At 59.3% G+C, this 22,769-nt stretch carries 17 protein-coding genes; 10 read left to right on the top strand and 7 right to left on the bottom strand.

What is annotated here, in order from left to right; genetic code table 11:
• Positions 1–106: 106 nt before the first annotated feature.
• Positions 107–3,787 carry a hypothetical protein gene (locus CRD20_RS01215; RefSeq protein ID WP_070642459.1) on the top strand — a complete coding sequence of 1,227 codons (3,681 nt, stop codon included), beginning with the start codon at positions 107–109 and terminating at the stop codon, positions 3,785–3,787.
• On the opposite strand, the gene treZ is transcribed toward CRD20_RS01215, so the two are convergent.
• A complete protein-coding gene (treZ, locus tag CRD20_RS01210) occupies positions 3,784–5,700 on the bottom strand; it encodes a malto-oligosyltrehalose trehalohydrolase (protein ID WP_070642464.1) in 1,917 nt (638 codons plus the stop codon). The genes CRD20_RS01215 and treZ overlap by 4 nt on opposite strands.
• Positions 5,701–5,829: 129 nt before the next feature.
• Between treZ and CRD20_RS01205 the strand changes: the two genes are divergently transcribed.
• Positions 5,830–6,531 carry a YigZ family protein gene (locus CRD20_RS01205; protein WP_016422974.1) on the top strand — a complete coding sequence of 234 codons (702 nt, stop codon included), beginning with the start codon at positions 5,830–5,832 and terminating at the stop codon, positions 6,529–6,531.
• 6 nt (positions 6,532–6,537) lie between these two features.
• Here CRD20_RS01205 and CRD20_RS01200 read toward each other — a convergent pair whose 3' ends face one another.
• Positions 6,538–7,284 (bottom strand): helix-turn-helix domain-containing protein, encoded by a 747-nt coding sequence (locus tag CRD20_RS01200; protein ID WP_016422973.1) that lies wholly within the window; start codon positions 7,282–7,284, stop codon positions 6,538–6,540.
• A gap of 152 nt (positions 7,285–7,436) precedes the next feature.
• On the opposite strand from CRD20_RS01200, the gene CRD20_RS01195 reads away from it, so the two are divergent.
• Positions 7,437–7,682 (top strand): hypothetical protein, encoded by a 246-nt coding sequence (locus CRD20_RS01195; protein WP_005510313.1) that lies wholly within the window; start codon positions 7,437–7,439, stop codon positions 7,680–7,682.
• Positions 7,683–8,075: an RNA-binding S4 domain-containing protein gene (locus CRD20_RS01190; RefSeq protein ID WP_080969602.1), complete on the top strand. Its 393-nt coding sequence runs from the start codon at positions 7,683–7,685 to the stop codon at positions 8,073–8,075.
• Here CRD20_RS01190 and CRD20_RS01185 read toward each other — a convergent pair.
• The 3 genes from CRD20_RS01185 to CRD20_RS01175 form a co-directional block, all read right to left on the bottom strand.
• A complete protein-coding gene (locus CRD20_RS01185) occupies positions 8,023–9,189 on the bottom strand; it encodes a GTP pyrophosphokinase family protein (protein ID WP_070642466.1) in 1,167 nt (388 codons plus the stop codon). The genes CRD20_RS01190 and CRD20_RS01185 overlap by 53 nt on opposite strands.
• Positions 9,179–11,641: a malto-oligosyltrehalose synthase gene (treY, locus tag CRD20_RS01180; RefSeq protein ID WP_187404700.1), complete on the bottom strand. Its 2,463-nt coding sequence runs from the start codon at positions 11,639–11,641 to the stop codon at positions 9,179–9,181. The genes CRD20_RS01185 and treY overlap by 11 nt, the downstream gene beginning before the upstream one ends.
• 113 nt (positions 11,642–11,754) lie before the next feature.
• The gene (locus CRD20_RS01175; protein ID WP_070642472.1) at positions 11,755–13,392 is read right to left on the bottom strand and encodes an exonuclease domain-containing protein; all 1,638 of its coding nucleotides are present in this window, start codon (positions 13,390–13,392) and stop codon (positions 11,755–11,757) included.
• Between the two features lie 323 nt (positions 13,393–13,715).
• Between CRD20_RS01175 and CRD20_RS01170 the strand changes: the two genes are divergently transcribed.
• On the top strand, positions 13,716–13,958 hold the full coding sequence (locus tag CRD20_RS01170; RefSeq protein ID WP_005510305.1) for a HigA family addiction module antitoxin: 243 nt from the start codon (positions 13,716–13,718) through the stop codon (positions 13,956–13,958).
• A gap of 172 nt (positions 13,959–14,130) precedes the next feature.
• Here CRD20_RS01170 and glgX read toward each other — a convergent pair whose 3' ends face one another.
• Positions 14,131–16,272, bottom strand: coding sequence for a glycogen debranching protein GlgX (glgX, locus tag CRD20_RS01165; RefSeq protein ID WP_049193987.1), 2,142 nt, complete (start codon positions 16,270–16,272; stop codon positions 14,131–14,133).
• Between the two features lie 274 nt (positions 16,273–16,546).
• Here glgX and CRD20_RS01160 point away from each other — a divergent pair, with 274 nt between their 5' ends.
• From CRD20_RS01160 to CRD20_RS01140, 5 genes are all read left to right on the top strand, one after another.
• The gene (locus CRD20_RS01160; protein ID WP_049170291.1) at positions 16,547–18,043 is read left to right on the top strand and encodes a methylmalonyl-CoA carboxytransferase subunit 5S; all 1,497 of its coding nucleotides are present in this window, start codon (positions 16,547–16,549) and stop codon (positions 18,041–18,043) included.
• Between the two features lie 23 nt (positions 18,044–18,066).
• Positions 18,067–19,680: an acyl-CoA carboxylase subunit beta gene (locus CRD20_RS01155; RefSeq protein WP_069359174.1), complete on the top strand. Its 1,614-nt coding sequence runs from the start codon at positions 18,067–18,069 to the stop codon at positions 19,678–19,680.
• On the top strand, positions 19,680–19,985 hold the full coding sequence (locus tag CRD20_RS01150; RefSeq protein WP_016422965.1) for a hypothetical protein: 306 nt from the start codon (positions 19,680–19,682) through the stop codon (positions 19,983–19,985). Before CRD20_RS01155 ends, CRD20_RS01150 begins: the two co-directional genes overlap by 1 nt.
• A gap of 71 nt (positions 19,986–20,056) precedes the next feature.
• Positions 20,057–20,416, top strand: a complete 360-nt coding sequence (locus tag CRD20_RS01145) for a biotin/lipoyl-containing protein (RefSeq protein WP_016422964.1) — start codon at positions 20,057–20,059, stop codon at positions 20,414–20,416.
• A gap of 88 nt (positions 20,417–20,504) precedes the next feature.
• Positions 20,505–21,869, top strand: a complete 1,365-nt coding sequence (locus tag CRD20_RS01140; protein WP_016422963.1) for a Na+/H+ antiporter family protein — start codon at positions 20,505–20,507, stop codon at positions 21,867–21,869.
• Positions 21,870–21,909: 40 nt separating this feature from the next.
• On the opposite strand, the gene CRD20_RS01135 is transcribed toward CRD20_RS01140, so the two are convergent.
• Complete coding sequence (locus CRD20_RS01135) at positions 21,910–22,578, bottom strand: TetR family transcriptional regulator (RefSeq protein WP_255456364.1); 669 nt, start codon at positions 22,576–22,578, stop codon at positions 21,910–21,912.
• Positions 22,579–22,769 lie beyond the last annotated feature (191 nt).

Below are 22,769 nucleotides of genomic sequence, written 5' to 3'. Positions count from 1 at the left end.
ACTTGCTGGGTCCAGCTGGGAAACCTCCGAGGAAGTCCTCCCAGCTCCGTTAATTAAATGAATCTTTTCGAGCAAGCTTTGTAGCGAAGGGGAGCGTCCACCCACTATGACTGGGGCAAGCAGTGTCGACCAGGGTGTCCGAGTGGAAAATACCGTGATTGTCGAAATGTGGCTGGCTGCCGCAGAGCAGGACCTGGCCACCCGGATTCCGGGTCTGCTGGAATCCGCCACACAGGCCAAAGTTGAGCCACTGTTTGTCTGGTCAGGGCTGGCGATGGACGAGGTTGAGCGTATCGACCGCTTCCTGGGAACGCTCCTGGCCCATCATCTGGTGGGTGGTACTGCTGCCGATATTGAAGCTGCGAAGAGTGTCGTTGACAATCACCCGCTGGTCACCCTTGCCTCGCTGGTAGGACGCGCCGCGCGTGTTGCGTCGGCAAGCGAAATGTGGCTGGACTGGCCAGCCGCTCTGCAGCTGGATCCAGACGCTGACACTACCGGCGCGCTCATCGAGCACCTCGCCGCCGCAGTGCCGACAATGCTGGCCAATGCTGGTTTGCCTAACGACGTCGACAGCAGCCAGGCCGACGCGGATCCGCTGCAGCGGGCAGCGCAGGTGCTTCTTCTGCACGCGGGTGTGCAGCTATCAGTGATGCCACTGATTATCGAGCGCTGTGAGGATCTTGCGGGTGTATCGGAGCTATCCGACCCTTCATCAAATGACTTGGTACAGGCGCTGTCGAAGGTTCATCCGCTGCTCGAGGAGCTGCTGACCGAAATCGCAGAGGCGGAAGATGGTGTCTACCCGCTGGCGCTGCGTCAGTTGGCCAGGACGGCACCTCGTCAGGCGCACAAGTTGTTTAAGGCAACCCTCGGCTATGCCATTGCCACCGCCGCTGATCCGGCCAACTGGGAGGCTCGGGAAGAACTCGGCCAGCTCGATGCGGGGCTGCCGCCTATTCTGGTGGCCGCTGCGCGTGAAGAGCTGCGTATGCGTCCGGCGGGTACTGCGAATCGTCGTGAAGCGGTGGGCGTGGTGGCAACGACCGGCCGCCCGCAGCTGTACTTCGATGAGCTGACGCAGACCGTTGGCGTACAGCTACCGACGCCGCTGGATCCGGCGGGACGGACCTGGCGTGTCACCTTCGGCGGCACGGTAGCAACGACGCCGGTGGTGGGCCTGCAGGATTCGCTGCCGCGTCCAGTGGTGACCATCGATGAGCCGGTGCGCGATGTGCTGGTGGAAATCGGCGATGAGAAGCACTGGCGAGTCCCCGCGATTAGCACTGAGGACCCGATTCTCATTTTCGGTGCCGACGGTCAGTCAGTCACAGACAAGGTCTCGCTACACTCGACGTCCGCTACGGTGGTCTACCCGGTTGATGCCACGCTCGTTGACCCCGTCACGGGTGCTGAGGTGCCATTGCTATCGGACCCGCGCCCATTTAACTGGGAGTTGTGGCAAGTCGCTGAGATCGATCTTCGCGATGTTCATGCAGTTCAGGTTCGTCGGTCTGGGGCGGCCGGCGAGGTTCGGTCGGCATCCCCGCAGCGTCAACCGCGAATGACCATGCCTCACGCGCGTCTCGACGGCACGGTGTCTGCCTACGGCACCCCGGTTTACGCCGGTGGTCCGGTCGCTGTGTTCCCGCCGACGCTGTCCGGTAAGGACGAGTCCTGGCGTGCTATCGTCACCGATTTTGGTGGATATGGTGCGTTTACCACGGATTCCGTCATGGTCTATGACCTCGAGGTACCCGCCGCGGGTGGCGAGGTTGAGATTCTTACCGATGATGATTATCCGTGGGTCGGCGAGTTCGTGGTTCGTCTGGTCAATCCGCGTGGCCGCAGCTTCCAGAAGCACTTCGCCATTGCGGAGCAGGCGGACCTCACGATTACTTACAGCGGTGGTGGTGACGGCTTCCGCATCCCAACCATCGACGGGCTGAGCCCCGCTGACATCCGCGTTGTTTCCGGTGACAAGCCGCTTGACGCCGAGCCGGCTATCGTGCGCCTCGGGGCGGACGAAGTCACAGGTACCGTCGAGCTTTCCACCGAGGAGGGCGCATGGCTGCAGTTGCAGGTCACGCCAGGCACGCTGCAGTTTGAGGTTCCGCTTGCCGACGAATCCGTCGCCCGCCGCACCACTACATTGGTCACCCGCCCGAAGCGTGTCGATGCCTTCGGCAAGATTGTCGTCAATGCCCCGGGCGAGTTGCGCCATGCGCATGTTGCAGTTTCCAGCGGTGAGCGCGACATCTGTCGCGTCCCCATCAAGCGTTTCGGCGATACTGGCTACGCGGAGTTCGGCAAGTTTGCAGACCGTATCTCCCTACTGAAGGCTCTGCGCATCAGTTTGGACTGGACACGTGTGACGGGACGGAAGCGCCTGTCTGTACCACTGGTGGAGGCTTCCTCCCGAGATGCCATCCGCCAGATTGCCTTCAACGATGAAGCCACTGACATCATCGAGGTTGATGTCGCTGACGATGTTTCGCACTTGCCGATGACCCTGTGGCTCTGGGCCGCCGGTCAGCCGTGGCGCGAACCCGTCGCCTTGGAAGTCGTGGAGGGCGAATGCGAGCTTCCCGACGAGCTCCGCGGCCTCGGCCCATTCGTCGCGCAGGTGACTCTCGGTGTGGAAAAGGAACGCCACCCGCAGTGGCCGGCGGCCGGGTCGACCATTCTGAATCATGTCGATGATGCAGAGGCTATCGACCTCGATGGCGAGGACACCGATCCCGTTGCTCGCGCGCAGGAACTGTGGGGCGAGCTAAATCAGGATCAGCTCGCACGTTTGTGGACGCTACTGGCGACCTTGCGCGCTGGTCGTGCAACCGACATGGCGCAGGCGAATCCGCTGCTGGCCGCACCTAGGTTGGGTGCGATCTTGTGTGCCGAACCACGCGCCGGACTGGCAGCGTTGAACCGTTCAGTCATCGCGCTCGACGATCAGCCGGGTATGTTTATCGCCTCCGGACTCGTGCTGGGAGACTTCAGCGCTACTAAGCCAGTGCCGGGGCGTCGCCGTGTGCCGTGGCTCGGTGCATTGGCAGCATTAGCGGATCTCACTGATGAGAGCGTGGACCGTTCTCGTCAGCTGGATTACCTGCGCACAACTGGTGGCCAGGGACTGCTGGACATTGCTGCCAGCGGCCAGGACACCACCCTGGAGTCCGCTACTATCGACCAGAGCTCGGTGCAGATTACCTCGCTGCCGGAAGCACAGGCCAGCGCTATTCTGTCGCAGGTCTTTGATCCTTACCGCATGGTCCCGGGCCCGCTGACCGACGATGACGCTCGTTTCACGGCAATCTATGAAGTGGTACGCAATCGTGCTGAGATTGTGGAATCCGGTGTCATGACCCAGCTTGCCGCCGCCTCTCGGGTGTTGTTTAAGACGGTATCGAAGGCGTCTCCACGACTGCGCAAGGCGGTCAATGTGCGCTTCCACAAGCTCGACGGCATCGATGCGGATGATCCTTCGCTGCACTGGACTCTGGTGCCGGGAACGTCACTGCTTATTGCAGTGGCTGCCCGCGTATTGGCTCGTACTCAGGCTGAGAACTCTGATGCCAGTGTCGCCGCTGTCCGTGAGCTGATTCCGATGTGGGCTCAGCTGGCGGACCTGGTTCCGACGTTGGTGATGAGCGATATTCTCATCGCAGACGCGTTGGTGGCTCACGTCCTCCACGGTGATGTCACCGAGTTGCCGTGGCCAGCACCCGAGTCGGGTGCGGCGGATGAGGAAGAGTCCGGCACCGAGGCTGAAAATCCGGCTGACTAGCTGAGCGAGACGACAGCGTAGCCCCACGCTGGAAGCGAGATTTCGGGACCAGCAGCTTCGTCATTGACGATGCTGGCTGCTGCGTCCTCAAAAGTGTGTAGCAGGTGGGCGGAACCGAACTCGGAATCCAGGCTGACGCTGGTTTCGGCGTCGGAGAAATTCGCAACCAAAGCGACAGTTTCAAAGGCATCCGAGTTTCGGGCACCCATTTCGCGCTCATCCTGGCTGCGCACAACGACGAGGCAACGATTGTCCCCGTCATACTCAGTCACTACAGATGCCGACCACGGAGTGCGAAGCGACGGGTGTGACTTCCGCAGCGCGAAGAGATCGCGGTAGGCCGCCAGAATAGTGGCGTGCGAGCCCTCCGAGACCTCCTGCCAATTGAGCTTCGAGCGGTTAAAGGTCTCTGGATCCGATGGGTCGGATACCTCCTTCGGATCCCACCCGGCACGGGCAAACTCACGTAGGCGTCCCTCGCGCGTGAGCCGCTGCAGCTCCGGATCTTCATGGGAACAGAAGAAAGCAAACGGGGTAGAGGCGCCCCATTCCTCACCTTGGAAAAGCATCGGGGTGAAAGGACTGCAGGCGATAACTGCTGCCTTTAGAACCTGCTGCGCCGGAGTGAGGTTCATCGACGGACGATCACCGACAGCGCGGTTTCCCGTTTGATCATGTGTGGTCGTGTACGTTACGAAAGCATGCATGGGCTGTACAGACAGGTCGAAGAGACGACCATGAGTGCGACCACGGAACGTCGACATTGTGCCCGTATGCCAGAAGCCAGTTTCCAAAGCACTAGCTAGCGCTTCCACCGACCCAAAGTCTGAGTAGTAGGCGTGGTCCTCGCCAGAGACCAGCGTGTGCAGTGCATGGTGGACGTCATCATCCCACTGAGCGTTGAGGCCAAAGCCACCAGCGGCGCGCGGGCGGACCAAACGCGGATCATTCTGGTCGGACTCTGCAATCAAAGAACGCGGAATACCAGTCTCGGCTGCGACAGTGTCTGCGACAACCTGCATCTGCTCCAGAATGTGGAATGCGCCCTCGTCATGCAGGGCATGGACTGCGTCCAGACGAAGACCGTCGACGTGGTAATCCACCAGCCATTGGCGCACTGCATCCAAAATATACGCACGCACCTCATCAGAGTTGTCGCCAGTGAGATTGACAACCTCACCCCAACCCGTCGAACCACCAGCGGTGTAGGGACCGAAAAACCCCACATAGTTGCCGTCTGGGCCAAAGTGGTTAAAGACCACATCCAAGATGACAGCCAAACCCTTTCGGTGGCACGTATCAACTAGCTTCTGTAGACCCCGCGGGCCACCGTAGCCCTCGTGCACGCTGTGCCAGGACACACCGTCATAGCCCCAATTGCGGTCACCGCCGAAAGGCTGCACTGGCATCAGCTCAATGTGTGTTACCCCCAGCTCAATCAGGTGGTCTAGATGTTCCACCAAACCTTCGAAATCACCAGAATCGCTGAAGATGCCCACATGCAGCTCATAAATCAGACCGCCTGGCAGAATCCGGCCCGACCAGGCCGAGTCCTTCCACTTATAGGCACCCAGGTCAACGACCTCGGAGAAACCATGCGGACCATCCGGCTGGGACTGGGAACGCGGATCCGGCAGCGGTATTGTCCAGTCACCGACAGCGGGGGAGGAGTGGTCCCCCGATTCGTCGTCAGGCGCGCCGTATCCCGCATGTGCCCGCAGCGAAAAGGCGTAGCGATCCCCCGGTGTGCGAGCCACATCAGCTTCAAACCAACCAGAGTTGGCGCCGTAGTCATCGGTCGCGTCAGCGATGGGATGCATATCAAAAATCGCCGGCGCGTCAGGATTGCCCAACAGCAGACGAACTTCGGAAGCGTACGGGGCCCAGACTCGGTAGTTGCTCATGGGCACCATGGTAGGTCAGTCAGCGGATTGGCACAGGGAAACGTTTTCGAACACCGCGGATTCGAGGGGAGTCAAAGGTGAGGTCGAGAAAAGTACCGAGCGGCGGTGATTGGGTGTGCACTAAGCCCATAGGCAACAATGGACACTATGACCACCGAGCCATCCACTTCGACCGAAGCGACGCAGAATCAGCGTGACATCGAGCTGATTGTCCCCGCCGACGGTGACATCGTCACGAATGAAATCGAGATTAAGAAATCTCGCTTCATTACGTGGATCGCGCGTGCCGACGACGAAGACAGCGCCCGAGAGGTCATCAATTTGGCCAAGGCGGAGTACCCGGATGCTCGCCACCACTGCAGCGCATACATTCATGAGGTCGTCGGAGGGAATCGGGTGGAGCGATCCTCAGATGACGGTGAACCTGGTGGCACGGCAGGGCGCCCGATGCTCGATGTGCTCCAGGGCTCTGGAATGACGAATGTCACCGCCGTAGTGATCCGCTATTTTGGCGGCATCAAATTAGGCACGGGTGGGCTTGTGAGGGCCTATTCGGATTCGGTCTTAGAGTGTCTAGAAAAAGTCACGCGCATGCGACGCGTGCAAAGAGCCTTGAGGGTAGTGAGTGTCTCCGCCGCAGATGCCGGTCGCATCGAAGCGGAATTGCGTGCTCGTGGTTATGAGATCGTGGAAACGCGGTGGGGCCAGAACGTGGAGTTTTCCATCGCGGTGACTGCCGATGGGATTGCCCAGCTTGACGGCGAAATGCAGGCGCTGACTAAGGGAGCTAGCGAGCCGTCTACGGACGGTGGCGAAATCTGGTGGGAGCTGCGCGCTTAACAGCCACTAACCCTGGTTCGGGGATTCCTCGCCGTTGTGTGCGCCGCGATGGCGCTTGAGAATTTCCACCAGCTCGTCCTTATTTTCCGCAATCTTTTCTGGCCGACCGAAGACGCAGACTGCCGCGACAGTAGCACCGTCTTCCTCCACTGCGATAGAGACACCGTCAACGCCACCGCCTTCGGCAATACCCGGGGCAGCACAGACGCCGGTCTCTGCGATTTCCCCGGCCTGGCGGAGGAAATCATCCACATAGACCTGGTCTTCCGGCCGCGCGGAGTTCAGGTAGGACCACAGTTCGCGCTTCTCAAACCGACTCATCAAAACCCAACCTGCAGAGGTGCGCAACAGCGAGCGCGGCAGGAAGTTCTCCGTCAGGTACTGGTAGCGCATGGATTCACCGACGGTTTTGAGGTAGAAAAGCTTGCCACCAACCGGCAGCGCCAGCACGGTAATCAAGCCAGTTTCGTTGTGAATCGCCTCGAGCTCAGCCGTCGGAACGTTGACCATGCGACGACCGGCCATGACATTGAGCAGAAACGGCGCCATGCCGAGCGTGTAACGCTTGTTGGACTCGTCAAGGTAACCTGTCACAGTCAGACCGTTGACAAGGCCCTGCGTGGTACTGAGCGGATAGTTCAGCGTGTGGGCGATGTCAGTGAGGGTTAGACCTTCGTTAGAGCGCGCAACGAGTTCGAGGATCGCCGCAACGCGGTCGACCATGCGGTGGCGGGGGCGGACAGTTTCTGTCATAGGACTAACACTAGCAATCAACCTACGCCATTGTGTTAATTACCTACCCAAATAGGAATATCTAGCAGGTTTGCTATAGCTGTAGAAATTTTTCCCGAATTGTACGCCCTATCGACCTATGCGATGCGTCAGGGCGACCAGAACGCTCTAATATGTACTCCATGAGCTATCTTCAGCCCCAACCTCAGAACCCCATTGAGCTCCGCAAGAACGCGGTGCGAAAGTACTCCCGCAATGCCGTTGTATGGGCAGGCAGTGGTGTCGTCGGCGGTGCAGTGCTCGGACTTCTAGCCGGAAGCATGTCTCTATTCCTCATCCTGGCAGTAGTCGGCCTGGTCGGTGGTTTTCTCAATTGGCAAAAGGTTCAGCGGATTGTGAACTACAAGGATCCGCAGTAAATGCCTGCTCAGCAGCAATTGTCTACCGAGCCAGTGCGTATTGATGCCTGGATTTGGGCGGTCAGGTTGCTGAAAACTCGCTCATTGGCCGCAGATGCGTGCCGTGGCGGCCACGTCAAAGTCAACGGCGAAGCCGTGAAACCCTCAGTTCTGGTCGTTCCAGGGGATAGAGTGCGACTGTGGGCAAACCACCGCGAACACATTGTTGAGGTCACCAAGACGGTGAAGAAGCGGGTCGGAGCTCCGGTGGCCAGGCAGTGCTATATCGACCACTCTCCGCCGCCGCCCCCGAGGGAGATTCTCGCATCGATGCCGACGCGCGACCGCGGTGCCGGGCGGCCTACGAAGCGCGATCGCCGTCAGCTCGATCGTCTTCGGGGACGTCGCTCATAGGCATCCCGGCCTCCGCTAGTTGCTGCAACCGTGCGCGCAAACGGGCTGGTCGACGCTTCGGGTTATGGCTGGTATCTGCAGTGGCCTTGATGTGCTTTTCACCGCGAGCCGCTAGTAGTAGGTCATCGATAACACGCACATGGCCTGGGTTAAAGCGGTACTTCATAGCCTTGCTTACCGCGCTGAGGCGCTGCGGATTAAGTAGCTCTCGCAGCTGCCCGACAGTGCGAATGCCATTGCGCTCCAGCAGTTCTTCTGCCCAGCCGTAATGTTCTGATTTCGATCGGGGCGCATCTGGAAGCAGCATCGTCAGCACGCCGGGTAGGGTTTCCTCAGTCACCACAATGTCATCGGCTGTGGTCTTTGCCGGAGCTGAGGGCTGTTTGCCCTCTCCCTGCGCGGAATCGTCCGGCGTGGATTCCTCCAGCACGGCAACGACTTGGTCGAACTGCTGATCCGCGAGCTCAATAAGGCCAGCGGCCAGCGCAAAAGCTCGATCAATCCGCGGGTCTGTCGCTCCCTCAGGGGCCTTGTAGCGAATATCGTGCTCAAATTCCGCCCACGCATGCTGCAGCACAGTGCGCAGTTGCACCTCAAACTGCATATCCGCATATGGAGCTAGCTCTGACGGCGCCGCCGTCGACACCTTGCAGATCAAGTGCTGGGAGCCGTATCCCAACCGGCCGCTGATTCGTGTCTCCGCGGTTTTGTCAATCCTCCGCAGCACAGTCAGCGAATCTCCCAGCGCATCCATAATCGCGGGAATCTCCGTCGAATGGTACGTGGTTACACGCACACCGATGATGTCGTGGATACCGTGCCACGGGTCAGGGTAGACGTAGCTGCCATCCGCTTCACGACGCAGGGCCTTCTGCCGCAATGAGCGGAAGGACTTCACCCGCGCCGTGACATTGTCGAAGGCCAAACCGGCATCGGAGAGAATCTCTTTAATCGCATCGACAAAGTCCTGCGCGGCAGTGGGGTGTCGAGTTGCCCACGAGTCGTACTTCGACTGCAGCGCACGTGTAACCTCTCGATCCTCCGCCAACTGAGCCTTGCGGGTCTGATCGCGGGAACCGTCGGCAAGCGAATCCTTCATGCGCTTAGTCGTCATCGTCCTCGCGTACCAGCAGTGCTACTGGGAAGGAGCTGAACAGAGAAGCCACGGTGATGGTGCCCGACCAGGTATGGCCGGTGAAACGGTCGGTCCAGAATCCCTTGGGAAGTGTCACTGTAGTGTCGCCCCAACCGCCTTCGCGCTGCAGTCCCAGCGGACGGCGCGTCACCAGCGCGATAACATCTTCCGGCTCGCCCTTCGGTCCACGCGCCGCGCCGACCAAATGACGCTCGCCGACACCCACGGCGAATACTGGCTGGTAGGCACCGCCAACGAAGGACTCCGGGCGTTCCGCACGCAGCTTCACGCCGTGGTGAGTCACCATCAGCTTTGCGACGTCCGCATCGGCATCCGTAAAGTCCTCCGGCAGCTCAGCGGGGTGCTCTGGACTCTTAGTCACCGACGTGACCTCATCGCGGGCGACCTTATCCAGCGCCGCGACGCGCGCATCGTAGTCGACGAAGCGGCGGTTGTCGGGATCGACCAGGGAGTCCTCTGTGAACTCCGTCCCCTGGTAGGTATCGGGGATGCCGGGGCCGACAAGCTGGAGGAGCTTGCGCGACAGAGACGTGGTCAGGGCAGCTGGCGCAATGGAGCGGACGAACTCTGTGATGGAGTCGGTCAGGGGGCCGTCGAGAAGCGCGTCAATCCAGCTGCGGATGCCGAGTTCGAACTCCTCGACCGGCTCCGTCCAGGAGGTGTGCACATCTGCCTCGCGGATGGCCTTAATGGCGTAGTCGTGGAGGCGTTCGCGCAGTTCATCGGTAATCACGCCGTCGGTCGGCCAGACTCCGATGATGTTCTGCAGCAGGAAGTAGCCGGTGGCATCGTCCGGGGCGGGGGTGATGGCCATCCAGTTGCGGACATTTTCAGCCCAGTCGCCGGAGACATCGGAGAGCTGGAGAATGCGGGCTCGGACATCTTCGCCGCGCTTGGTGTCGTGCGTGGACAGCGTGGTCATGGTTCGTGGCCAGAGGCGAGCACGTTCCGACTGCAACAGGTGGAACTCCGCCGCCGACATGCCGTAGCGACCCAAATCACCGCCGACTTCGTTCAGGCTGATCAGGCGGCAGGCGCGGTAGAAGGTGGTGTCTTCGACACCCTTTGCCATGACCGCACCACAGACCTGCGCGAACCGCGTGGCGGCCTCACCACCGGCTACCAAACCTGCCGAAATGAGGTCGAGGGCAAAGACACGCGAGGGGAAACGCGCTGCCATTTCACCAATGACCGTGGAAGCCACTCGGGACAGGGAGACATAGTCCGAACGGTAGACAGGCATGGCAGCGACCAACTTACGGATGGTGTCGATAAGTACCTCATCGCTGACGCTGGTACCGCTGATAGACCAGTTATCGCGGCGCAGGGCACGTGCTAGACGACGGACTTCTGCAGCCAACTCGTGTGCTGCGACATCGTGCTTGAGCGCCTGCGCAGTTGCCTGCACGGCAGTCTTGTCCCAGGTTGAACCGGACTGCTGCAAAGCCAACATGCTCATGGCGTCTCGGGAGTCGCGGTTGACGAAGACATTGTCGAACTCACGCAGGGCATCGTAACCCGTGGTGCCGTCAACCTGGAGCCTCGGATCCAGTGGCTCTTCGGCACCCAGAATCTTCTCGATAACCAGCCACTTGTCATCGCCGAGTAGACGGCGCAGCTCACTGAGGTATCCGAATGGGTTGCTGAGGCCATCCGGGTGGTCAATGCGGACACCGTCAATGATGTCCGCTGCCAGCAGCTCGCGGATGATGCGGTGTGTGTGCTCGAATACCACCGGGTTTTCCTGGCGGATGCCGGCCAGACCGTTGACGCTGAAGAATCGACGGTAGCCAATGACCCCGTCCTTCCAGTACATCAGGCGATAGGCCTGGCGATCATGTACTTCCTGCGGGGTGCCGTCCTCGGTGCCCGGGCGCACCGGGAATGCATTGTCGTAGTAACGCAGAAGTGGCTCGTCACCAGACGTGTCGAGCTCCAGCTTGTCGATATCCTCCGGGGAGCCCAGAATCGGCAACCCCATCTTGCCGTTGGCACCGTTGTCCTCGTGCCAGTCGATATCGAAGTATGGCTCGAACTGAGAATCCTTGCCATAGGTCAGAACGTCCCACCACCAGGCATTGAGCTTGGGCTCCTCAACACCGAGGTGGTTCGGTACCAGGTCGATAATGATGCCCAGACCGGCCTTGTGCGCCACCTGCGCGAGCTTCTGCAGCTCTTCCATGCCGCCGAGCTCCGGGTTCACCGTCGTCGGATCGATGACATCGTAGCCATGGTTAGACTCCGGTACGGCGGTGAGGATAGGCGACAGATACAGATGTGAAATTCCGAGGTCTGCCAAGTAGCCGACCTGTTCAGCCGCGTCAGCGAACGTGAAAGCGCGCCCGTTTGGGTCGGCCTTGGGGCCACGGAGTTGGAGACGGTAGGTGGACGTAATTGGTCGGCGACTCATGTTCCCCTTTATACCGCCGACCAGGAAAAGCTGCTGCCTGACCGCTGTGGCAGCAGCTAGCCCCAGAGTCTGCGCCCGCCGTCCGAATGCGAATTTCTTCTCGTGAACGTTGCCTAGAAGGGTGGCATTCCGTCATCGCCCGGCAGGGAAGTAGAACCGAACAACGGAACCGACTCACTGGAGTTGTCCCCGGCACTGGCGCTAGGTGTTCCTTCCGCAGTGTCTCCTGCTTCGGACGCGCCATCCTCTTCCGGATTCAGCCCGAGTGCGGTGAAGAGCTCCTTCTCAGTCCAAATCTGGATTTCCTGGCCTTCGGCCTGCAGCTGTCGAGCCCTCTTCTCCTTCGACGTCACCGAATCCCACGGACCGGCGACCAAAATGGTCGTTTTCTTCGTGACACCCTTATTGATATTCGCACCTGCAAAGGCGATCTTATCCCACAGAAACCCCTTGTCATACGGTGCAAAATCGCCGGTCAGTGTCACCCGCTGCTGGTACAGCAGGCCGCTTGGATCCGCGTCCGGATTCGGGTCTGGAATGGTGTCCGGTGTCTTGGCCGCATCCCATTTCGCATTGCGACGCGGCCGACGTGACGGCGCGGAACTGCCGGACTGCGCACCAGCACCAGTGCCCGCGTTGGTCCCGGCACCAGTGCTGGCGACACCGGACGGGTCATAGCGCACCATCCGCACTCGTCCACTGCCAATCTGGCCCAAGCTCAGCGAGACCTTCTGGCTCAAATCAGCCACCGATGTCGCGCGCTGCTGCTCCATCAACCACAGCGCTACCTCAGCACATGCGACCGCATCCGCCGTCGCATCATGATGATTCTCCAGCGACGCCCCCGCGGCCTCCGCCAACGTCGGCAGCTTCAAATTGGGCAGCCCCAACTGCATCTGCCGAGCCCACATATAAGTACACGCAAAATTCAACTTCGGTGCTGGAATGCCTTCCGCCCGGCACGCCCGCGACAGGGCAGTGAAATCAAACCGCGCATTGTGAGCAACTACGTCCAAATCCCCAACGACGTCAATAAACTTCGCCAGCTGCTCCGGAAATGACGGCTCACCGGCCACATCCGCCGCCGTGATGCCATGAATCGCGACATTGGCTTCATCAAAATACTCCAGCCCCTTTGGCGGACGGCACATCCAGGAATAACGATCCGTCACCTTCCCGCCACGCACGACCGCAACACCAAGCTGAATAATCGAGCCGGTGTCTTCGTTCGCTGTCTCTACATCGAACGCCGCAAACGGTGCGATGTCTGACACCGCAACCTCATCCCCAGTAGGAAGCGGTGCAAAAGGCACAGAGTGCTTTACGACGTCGCCCGCGCCCTCAACCACACTCACGCCTTCGGTGACCGCCGCGCGCTGTGCCACCCACGGCATCAACGTGGAAGTAAAAGCATCTGCTGAGTTGTAGAACTCAGGATTCTTGGCTATCTCCGCCACGAGGTCTGCCAGCAACTGCGCTGCTGCCTGACGATGAGGCATCACACGGGCCTTTGGCAAAGCTACCCCGAGGTCTACCGTGCCGGGGAAAAAGCGGTTGGCCGGAGTGTAGACACCGTTTTTACTTGCCGATGCGACCTCGGCAACGTCGGCAAGCGGGAGGGGCTTCGCGGGGGCGGTGCTAGCCGTGTTGATGGTGTGGGTAAGGCGGAGCCCATCTGCGGTAATAGTCACCGTGTCGCCGGTGAGCTCGAAGACGACGGCGGGCTCGGAGGATGGCGTGGTCGTAGTCATGCACTAGATGGTAGCGCCGATGGCGGATTGAGCCCCATAGAGGCTGCGGTACCTGCGGTTCTCGCCGAGTACACATGGCTTCCGACAATGTGGAAATGCCCACAAAAATAGGAATATTTATGGAGCGTTCGGACAGTGGGGGTGTCTGTACCCCTGAAAACCACATGTTTTGGGGGGTTAAATGTCCGGATGCATTTTGAGCGGGCGCTCCTTATACTTTTCGACGAACGGCGGTAACTGGTCGTTCGAGCTTTCGAGCTCAAGCGTAGGGCAAAGCGGAAACAACGTATGCCAGTGAAGCGATGAAATAAGGAGTAAACATTTTGAGCACGCATCCTGTGCACCCTGGTTCTATCTTGAACGATAATTTCCTCGAGCCGCGACACCTCTCTATCTACCGACTGGCTCTTGCCATTGGCGTGCCAAGCTCAACTCTGGAGCGCTTTCGCACCGGCCGCACTGCGGTCACTACTGACCTCGCAAATCGACTGTCCGACTACTTTGACACCGAGCCGGAGTACTGGTTGAACTCTCAGGCGGAGTTCAATATGCGCGCATCTGCGTAAGAAGACTTCACGCCAGCTCGGCTCCCGCGGTGCTGTGTTGACCCAAACCCTGTTTTGAGTTGAACTCAGAGCCGAAAATCCCCTGTCAGTGGAAGAAAAGCCTTCCGCCGACAGGGGATTTTTGTGTAGGAACCAACCCAGGCCCAGGCCCCTACACCCAACGCGGACGCGGCTAGTGTCGCTCGATCAGCACGATGGTAGAACGGGCTGGCACGCGGAGCTCGCCTTCTGGCTCAACGATGCGCTCGCGGGTCGGGCGACCCGTGATCTCTGTGGTGTCGATGATGACTTCCCAGCTGTGTGCGTATTCGGTGCCCGGAATTTGGAACATGATGTCCTCGTGGTGGGCGTTGAAGCACAGCAGGAAGGAGTCATCCTCAATCCTGTGACCTCGGCGGTCAGGCTCAGTGATGGCATCGCCGTTGAGCCAGACCATCAACGACTTGCCGAAGTCGAAGTTCCAGTCATCGGTCGTCATGACACGACCCTCATAGGTCAGCCAGGCAATGTCACGATCGTCGGTTTCCGCACCGAGCGGGCCACCGCGCAGGAAGCGGCGGCGTCGGAAGACTGGGTGTTCCGCACGCAGCTCAGTCAGGAACTGGGTGTATTCGACCAGTTCAGAGTTGGTACGAGTCTGATTCCAGTCGACCCAGGCCAAACGGTTGTCCTGGCAGTAGACGTTGTTGTTGCCCTTCTGGCCACGTCCCATTTCGTCACCGTGGCTAATCATCGGAGTGCCCTGGGACAGCAGGAGAGTGGTCAGGAAGTTACGACGCTGGCGGGCGCGCAGCGAAATGATGCGCTCGTCGTCGGTCGGGCCTTCCACACCGCAGTTCCACGAACGGTTGTGGGACTCGCCATCGCGGTTGTCCTCGCCGTTGGCCATATTGTGCTTCTCGTTGTAGCTGACCAAGTCGTTGAGGGTGAAACCGTCATGCGCGGTCACGAAGTTAATCGACGCAGTTGGGCGGCGGTCATTGTTTGCATACAGGTCCGAGGAGCCGGTGATACGTGAAGCGAACTCGCCGAGCGTGGATGGCTCACCGCGCCAGAAGTCGCGGATGGTGTCGCGGTACTTACCGTTCCATTCAGTCCACTGCGGTGGGAAGTTACCGACCTGGTAGCCACCTTCGCCGACATCCCACGGTTCTGCGATGAGCTTGACCTGGCTGACAATCGGATCCTGCTGCACCAAGTCAAAGAAGGCGGAGAGGCGATCCACATCGTGGAATTCTCGAGCCAGGGTGGATGCCAAATCGAAGCGGAAGCCGTCGACATGCATCTCGGAGACCCAGTAGCGCAGCGAATCCATAATCAGCTGCAGCGAGTGTGGGTGGCGCACATTCAGGGAGTTACCGGTGCCGGTGTAGTCCATGTAGTGCTGGCGATCGCCTTCGACCAGGCGGTAGTAGGCCTCGTTGTCGATGCCTCGGAAGCAGATGGTTGGGCCCATGTGGTTGCCCTCGGCGGTGTGGTTGTAGACCACGTCGAGGATGACCTCAATGCCGGCATCGTGAAATGCGCGCACCATGCCCTTGAACTCGCTGACTGCTCCGCCTGGCTTCTGGGAAGCCGAGTAGTCCTGGTGTGGTGCTAGGAAACCGAAGGTGTTGTAGCCCCAGTAGTTGCGCAGCCCCTTTTCGCGCAGGTGGTCGTCCTGGAGGAACTGGTGGACCGGCATCAGTTCGATAGCCGTGACACCAAGGTCCTTGAGGTAGTCAATAATTGCCGGATGCGCGAGACCGGCATAGGTACCACGTAGCTCCTCCGGGATATCCGGGTGAGTCATGGTCATACCCTTGACGTGGGCTTCGTAAATCACGGTCTCGTTGTACGGCGTGCGAGGTGCGCGGTCAGCGCCCCAGTCGAAGAATGGGTTGATGACCACGGAGGTCATGGTGTGTCCCAGGCTGTCCTCGGTGTTGCGCTTCGAGTGGTCATGAATGTCATAGTTGAACAGTGATGGGTGACCGTCGAATTCGCCGTCGAAAGCCTTGGCGTATGGGTCGACCAGCAGCTTGTTGGGGTCGCAACGCTTACCGTTGGCCGGATCGAATGGGCCGTGTACGCGGTAGGCGTAGCGCTGGCCCGGCATGATAGACGGGATGTAGCAGTGCCAGATATGCGCATCGACTTCTTCCAACTCAATGCGTGTTTCTTCGCCTTCGGCGCTAATCAGACAAAGCTCAACCTTTTCCGCAACGTCGGAAAAGAGTGCAAAGTTGGTGCCAGCGCCGTCGTAGGTAGATCCGAGCGGGTAAGGCTCACCCGGCCATACTTGATAATCGCCGACTGTATTTGCTTGGTTCATGTGACTACCTTAACCGTTTTGTAAAAAACATGAGCCTTTTTCGGTCCCGTGTGGGCGCGCCATCCGTCCCATCTGTCGAGCGCACTTCGCAAAAACGACCCCCAAGGAAAAATTCGAGTCGAACGGTTAAGAGCATAAACTTCGCGCGAAAATAAGTATTTAACCCTGCAAGTGGGCAATTTGACACTCTAAACGCACCTTGGCGGGCGCCGAATCACCAATATTCGCGGTCACCAACGCGCGAAGATTCCCAAAGGCCTTTACTTTTGGAGTTATGAGTCCACGAACCATTGGTGTAACGGAAGTAGCGTTCCGAGACGCTCATCAGAGCCTCATGGCAACGCGAATGGCTATGGAAGACATGGTCGATGTCTGTGAAGAAATGGACAAGGCCGGTTTTTGGAGTGTGGAGTGCTGGGGCGGCGCAACCTTTGACGCCTGCATCCGCTTCCTTAATGAAGATCCCTGGGAGCGCCTGCGGACATTCCGCAAGCTGATGCCGAATAGTCGCCTGCAGATGCTGCTGCGCGGCCAGAATCTTCTCGGTTACCGCCACTACGAGGACATGGTGGTTGACAAGTTCGTCGAGAAGTCCGCTGAAAACGGTATGGACGTATTCCGTGTTTTCGACGCGCTCAACGACCCACGCAATCTCGAGCACGCCATGCGCGCGGTCAAGAACGTCGACAAGCATGCGCAGGGCACGATCTGCTATACGACGTCTCCGCTTCACGACGTCGACGGGTACGTTAAGCTCGCTGGTCGTCTACTGGATATGGGGGCGGACTCCATTGCGTTGAAGGACATGGCAGCGCTGCTGAAACCTCAGCCGGCTTACGACATCATCCGCGGCATCAAGGAAACTTACGGCGAGGACACCCAGATTAACGTCCACTGTCACTCGACCACCGGTGTCACGATGGTGACTTTGATGAAAGCCATCGAAGCTGGTGCGGATGTCGTGGACACGGCAATTTCGTCGATGTCGCTGGGCCCGGGGCACAACCCGACCGAGTCGCTGGTGGAAATGTTGGAGGGAACCGACTACACCACCGACCTGAACATGGATAACCTGATCACCATTCGTGACCACTTCCGCAAGGTGCGTCCGAAGTACGCAGAGTTCGAGTCGAAAACCCTGGTCAATACCGACATTTTCATGTCGCAGATTCCTGGTGGCATGTTGTCGAACATGGAAAACCAGCTCAAGGCCCAAGGCGCGGGTGACCGCGTCGAAGAGGTTATGCGTGAGGTACCGATTGTCCGAAAGGACGCCGGTTACCCGCCGCTGGTGACTCCGAGCTCGCAGATCGTCGGCACGCAAGCTGTGTTTAACGTGCTGATGGGACGCTACAAGGTTATGACGGCTGAGTTCGCTGACCTCATGCTCGGCTATTACGGGCAGTGCCCGGGTGAGCGCAACCCAGAGCTGATTAAGCAGGCAGCGGAACAGACCAAGAAGGAAGAAATCACGGTTCGCCCGGCTGATCTCCTCGAGCCCGAGTGGGACGACCTGGTCAAGCAGGCCAAGGAGCTCGACGGTTACAACGGCACCGCCGAAGACGTCCTGACCAACGCACTGTTCCCATCCGTCGCACCGGGATTCTTCACCACGCGCGGCGAAGGGCCGAAGAACGTCGGTAAGACTGCCGAACAGCTCAAGCGCGAGGCGGAGCAGGCCTCAGGTGCTGCCAATGCCATTCGCGAGCCAATTCGCTACAAGGTTACCGTTGGCGGTCGTTCGCAGACCGTCCAGGTGGAACCCGCCTAGGAACATCGGGAGAAGAGATAGCAATGTCGCAAAGTTCAGCAAACCAGCCGAATTCGGCGGATGCCGTCGCGCCGGGCGTCGATGCCTCGATGGCGGAGCGCCTGGATTATTTGGATGCTCAGCGTCGCCGTGTTGAGTCCGGTGGCGGTGAAGCCCGCCAGGCCAAGCAGCACGAACGTGGGAAGATGACTGCCCGCGAGCGTATCGACAACTTCGTCGACGAGGGCACTTTCCGTGAAACCGGGATGTTCATGACTCACCGCACCACCGACTTCGGCATGGATACTGCCGACGCGCCTGCCGACGGCGTGGTCACCGGCACTGCCGCGGTTCTCGGCCGGGCAGTACACGTGGCCTCCCAGGACTTCACGGTCATGGGTGGCTCCGCTGGTGAAACGCAGTCCCGCAAGGTTGCGGCCACCATGCGCGCTGCTGCCGACAACGGCACTCCGTTCGTTTTCATCAACGACTCCGGTGGCGCTCGCATTCAAGAGGGGATTGACTCTCTGTCGGGCTATGGCCAGGTCTTCTACAACAACGTGTGGCTATCCGGTCTGGTGCCGCAGATTTCCATCATTGCAGGCCCATGTGCTGGTGGCGCTGCCTACTCGCCAGCTCTGACCGACTTCATCATTCAGACGCGCAAGGCGCAGATGTTCATCACTGGTCCGGGTGTTATTAAGTCTGTGACCGGCGAAGAGGTCACCTCCGAGCAGCTCGGTGGCGCTGATGCGCACATGGCCAAGGCCGGCAATATCGACTTCGTTGCCGACGATGACGAGCAGGCCATCCTGATTGCGCAGAAGCTCCTAAGCTTCCTGCCACAGAACAACACGGAAGAGCCACCAATCGTGGATCCGGTATTCGACGCCGAGCCGGATCCAGAGCTACGCGACATCGTCCCCGTCGATGGCAAGAAGGGCTACGACGTCCGCGAGGTCATCATCCGTATTGCGGACAATGGCGATTTCCTCGAGTGCCAGGCGGGTTTTGCCACCAACCTGGTTGTCGGCTTTGGTCGAGTTTTGGGCCGTACCGTGGGCTTTGTCGCCAACCAACCGAACGTGATGTCCGGTGTGCTGGACATCAATTCCTCGGACAAGGGCGCAAAGTTCATCCGCTTCTGCAATGCCTTTAACATCCCGCTGGTCACCCTGGTTGACGTTCCTGGCTTCATGCCGGGCGTCACCCAGGAGCATGGCGGCATCATCCGCCACGGCGCAAAGATGCTCTACGCATACTCCGCAGCGTCTGTGCCCAAGGTGACCGTCGTCATGCGTAAGGCCTACGGCGGTGCGTACCTGGCGATGTGCTCGAAGGACCTCGGTGCGGACTACGTATTCGCATGGCCGACCGCGGAAATTGCGGTGATGGGCGCAGAGGGTGCGGTCAACGTGGTCTTCCGAAAGGAAATTGCCGCCGCGGGCGACGAGGAAGAGCAGGCGCGCGTGCGCGACGAGCGTATCGCCGAATACAAGACACGCTTCTCGACGCCGTATGTCGCCGCCTCGCGCGGACTGGTCGACGACGTGATTGACCCGGCGGAAACCCGCCTGCGTGTGGCTGACGCACTGTCGGTTCTGCGTAACAAGCGCGAGGTTCGCCCGGCCAAGAAGCACGGATTGGGGCCACAGTAATGTCTGACGGCATCGGTGAGATTAAGGAGCTGCGAGCGCTCGTCGCTGAACTGACCGACCGGTTGGATGCGACCTCGACAAGCTTGCAGAAGGCCACGGCACGACTGAATCAGGCAGAGAGCGAGTTGGCTGAACTGCGCAAACGCGTGGACGCAGATATCCCCGAGGATACTGTCATCGCCATTTCGGCAGCGGTGTCTGCGTACCTGGGCAATCGCGGCAAGGTGAAGGCAATTCGATACAACCGCCATAAGACGTGGGCTGCGCAGGGACGCCAGATCCAGCAGCAGCGCAACCTGCGTTAGTTGGAAATTTTCGATAACCGACTTAATTGAGTCTGACTCATTGACTTTTGCTACGTGAGGATTGTTGAGCCATGAAATTGAAAGTGACTGTCGGCGGCATTGCCTACGATGTCGACGTTGAAGTAGTTGAGGAGCCCAAGCGTCTTTCGCCCATCGTGTTGGGTGGATCGTCGAGCGCTTCCGTTGAGCCGGCCACCGCTAGTGTCTCGGGTGTCTCCGCCAATTCGGTGGTGGCGCCACTGGCAGGTTCGGTCAGCAAGATTTTGGTCGAGGAAGGCCAGAAGATTGAGGCTGGGGAGGTGCTGCTCATTCTCGAGGCAATGAAGATGGAAACCGAGATTACGGCCCCGGCTGCAGGCACCGTCGGCTCTATTCATGTTGAAGTCGGCGACGCAGTGCAGGGCGGCCAGGGACTCGTCTCGATTGATTAGCCGCATTAGCCGGGGGTAAAGATTTTGGGGTGAAATCTTTCTAGCCCCGGTTGCTGGAAATACTTAAGGTTGCCTTAATATTTTCCTTATGAATGCCGTTCTTCTCGCCGTTTTGGTGATGCTAATCCTGGCGGTCTGCCGGGTACACGTTGTGCTAGCGCTGTTTATTGGCGCCTTAGTCGGTGGTCTTTCCGCCGGTATGGGGCTCGATGCCACAATGGTTGCCTTCCAGGAAGGCCTCTCTGGTGGTGCGAAGATTGCCCTGAGCTATGCCATGCTGGGTGCCTTTGCCATGGCAGTGGCATCCTCCGGGCTGCCCAAACTGCTGGCCGATTGGCTGATTGCCAAGATCGGCACGGAGGATGAAGGCGCTAAATCTAAGGCAGAGGCATGGACCAAGTGGGGCATGGTCGCCGGCATTTTGGCCATGGCGATCATGTCGCAGAACCTCATCCCAGTTCACATTGCGTTTATCCCGCTGATTATTCCGCCGCTGTTGCCGGTATTTAACCGCCTCAACATCGACCGTCGAATGATTACCAGTGTGATGACCTTCGGTTTGGTCACCACCTACATGTGGGTTCCGGTCGGATTCGGTTCTATCTTCCTGAACGACATCCTGCTGGGGAACATCGAGAATGCTGGCCTTGATGTTTCCAATATCAACATCATGATGACGATGGGCATCCCGGCTCTCGGCATGCTGGCCGGTCTGGCCATTGCCGTATTTTTCTCCTACCGGAAGCCACGGCATTACGAAGATCGGCCGATTGCCCAGTCCTCACACGCAGAAACCCAGTCTGACGAACCGGTGTCGAAGTACCGAGTTATCGTTGCTCTCGTTGCAATCGTGGTGACTTTCGTCGTCCAGATTGTGATGAATTCTATGGAGACCGATGCCGATCCGTTGCTGATTGGTGCACTCACTGGTCTGGCAATCTTCATGCTCACCGGTGCCGTGCGCTGGCGTGAGGCGGACGACGTGTTCACCGCCGGTATGAAGATGATGGCCCTGATTGGTTTCATCATGATTTCCGCACAGGGCTTCGCCTCGGTGATGTCGGAGTCCGGCCAGATCGAGCCGCTGGTGACCGCTACTGCAGAGCTGTTTGCGGGCAACAAGCCTGCCGCTGCATTCGCCATGCTGGTCGTTGGTCTGGTGGTCACGATGGGTATTGGTTCGTCCTTCTCGACGCTGCCGATTATCGCCATCATCTATGTGCCGTTGTGTGTATCGCTGGGCTTCTCGCCGATGGCTACCGTCGCCATCATTGGTACTGCAGGTGCTCTGGGCGATGCTGGTTCGCCGGCATCGGACTCGACGCTCGGCCCGACGATGGGTCTCAATGCCGACGGGCAGCACGACCACATTCGCGATTCGGTTATTCCGACCTTCCTGCACTTCAACCTGCCGCTGCTGGCAGCTGGTTGGGTAGCAGCTCTGGTGCTCTAGCGCCGCGGCTTGACCGTGAGTGTGATTGCTCCAGCGGGGCTTAATGACCTGCGATTCCCTTAGTCCCCGCAACCCCCGCAATTCCGGCGATAAAGAGCTCGGTTCCCAGTGCAATGCGCTGGCGGCCGAGCTCTTTTGCCTGTGCAGCAGCATCTTCAGAGGAAGTCTCGACCTCAAGATCCTTATCATCGGCGTTCTCGCCACTGGTGTCGCCCTTGTTGGAAACGCCCTTGGCGCCGTTCAGGTCAAGCGCGATGGCTGTCTGCTGGTCGACTGTCGCACCGAGAATGAAGTACACGAGGACGGATGCGGTATCAGCCGCTGATGGGGTGCTAATGGAGGTTTCGGGGGCATTCTCCAGGACGTCGGCAAGCAGTTGTTCGGGGCGAATCGTGGCGGTGCCCGTAGCGAGTGCGGCCGAGACGACCTCGGCGCCATCCCGATGAGCGGTGAGGCAGGAGTAGAGCAGCTCGGCGACGGCTTCGATGTCGGCACGCCAATCGCCTGTGGCGGAAAACTCTGTGCAGGGAGCCAAGATGCGGTCAGCGACGGCGCCCAGCAGTGCCTGCTTGGAAGGGTAGTGCCAGTACATTGCGCCAGCGGCAGTACCCAAGTGGCGAGTCAGGCGGCGGATCGTGAGATCGCCGAGTCCGTACTCGTTGAGAATGGTGAGAGCTGCGTCGACAATGATGTCCTTGGTCAATTGCACACTGCCTACCGTAGACGAAAGAAGAATCATCTGGAAGATGTCTCAAGGCTGAAATGGGGAGCGTAAATCCGCGACACGACGGGAATTGAACCCTGTTCGACATTCTGTAGCTGCGGTATTAAGTTTGATAACTGAACAACTTCTGAAACGGTGTTCAAGTTTTATCCCCAGCCTCAAGGAGCGTCACCCCC

This window comes from Corynebacterium sp. LK33 (assembly GCF_014334955.1).
GTDB classification, from domain to species: Bacteria; Actinomycetota; Actinomycetes; order Mycobacteriales; family Mycobacteriaceae; genus Corynebacterium; species Corynebacterium jeikeium_D.
Note: the sequence above shows the minus strand (reverse complement) of the source record. Positions and strands in the feature narration are given on the sequence as shown.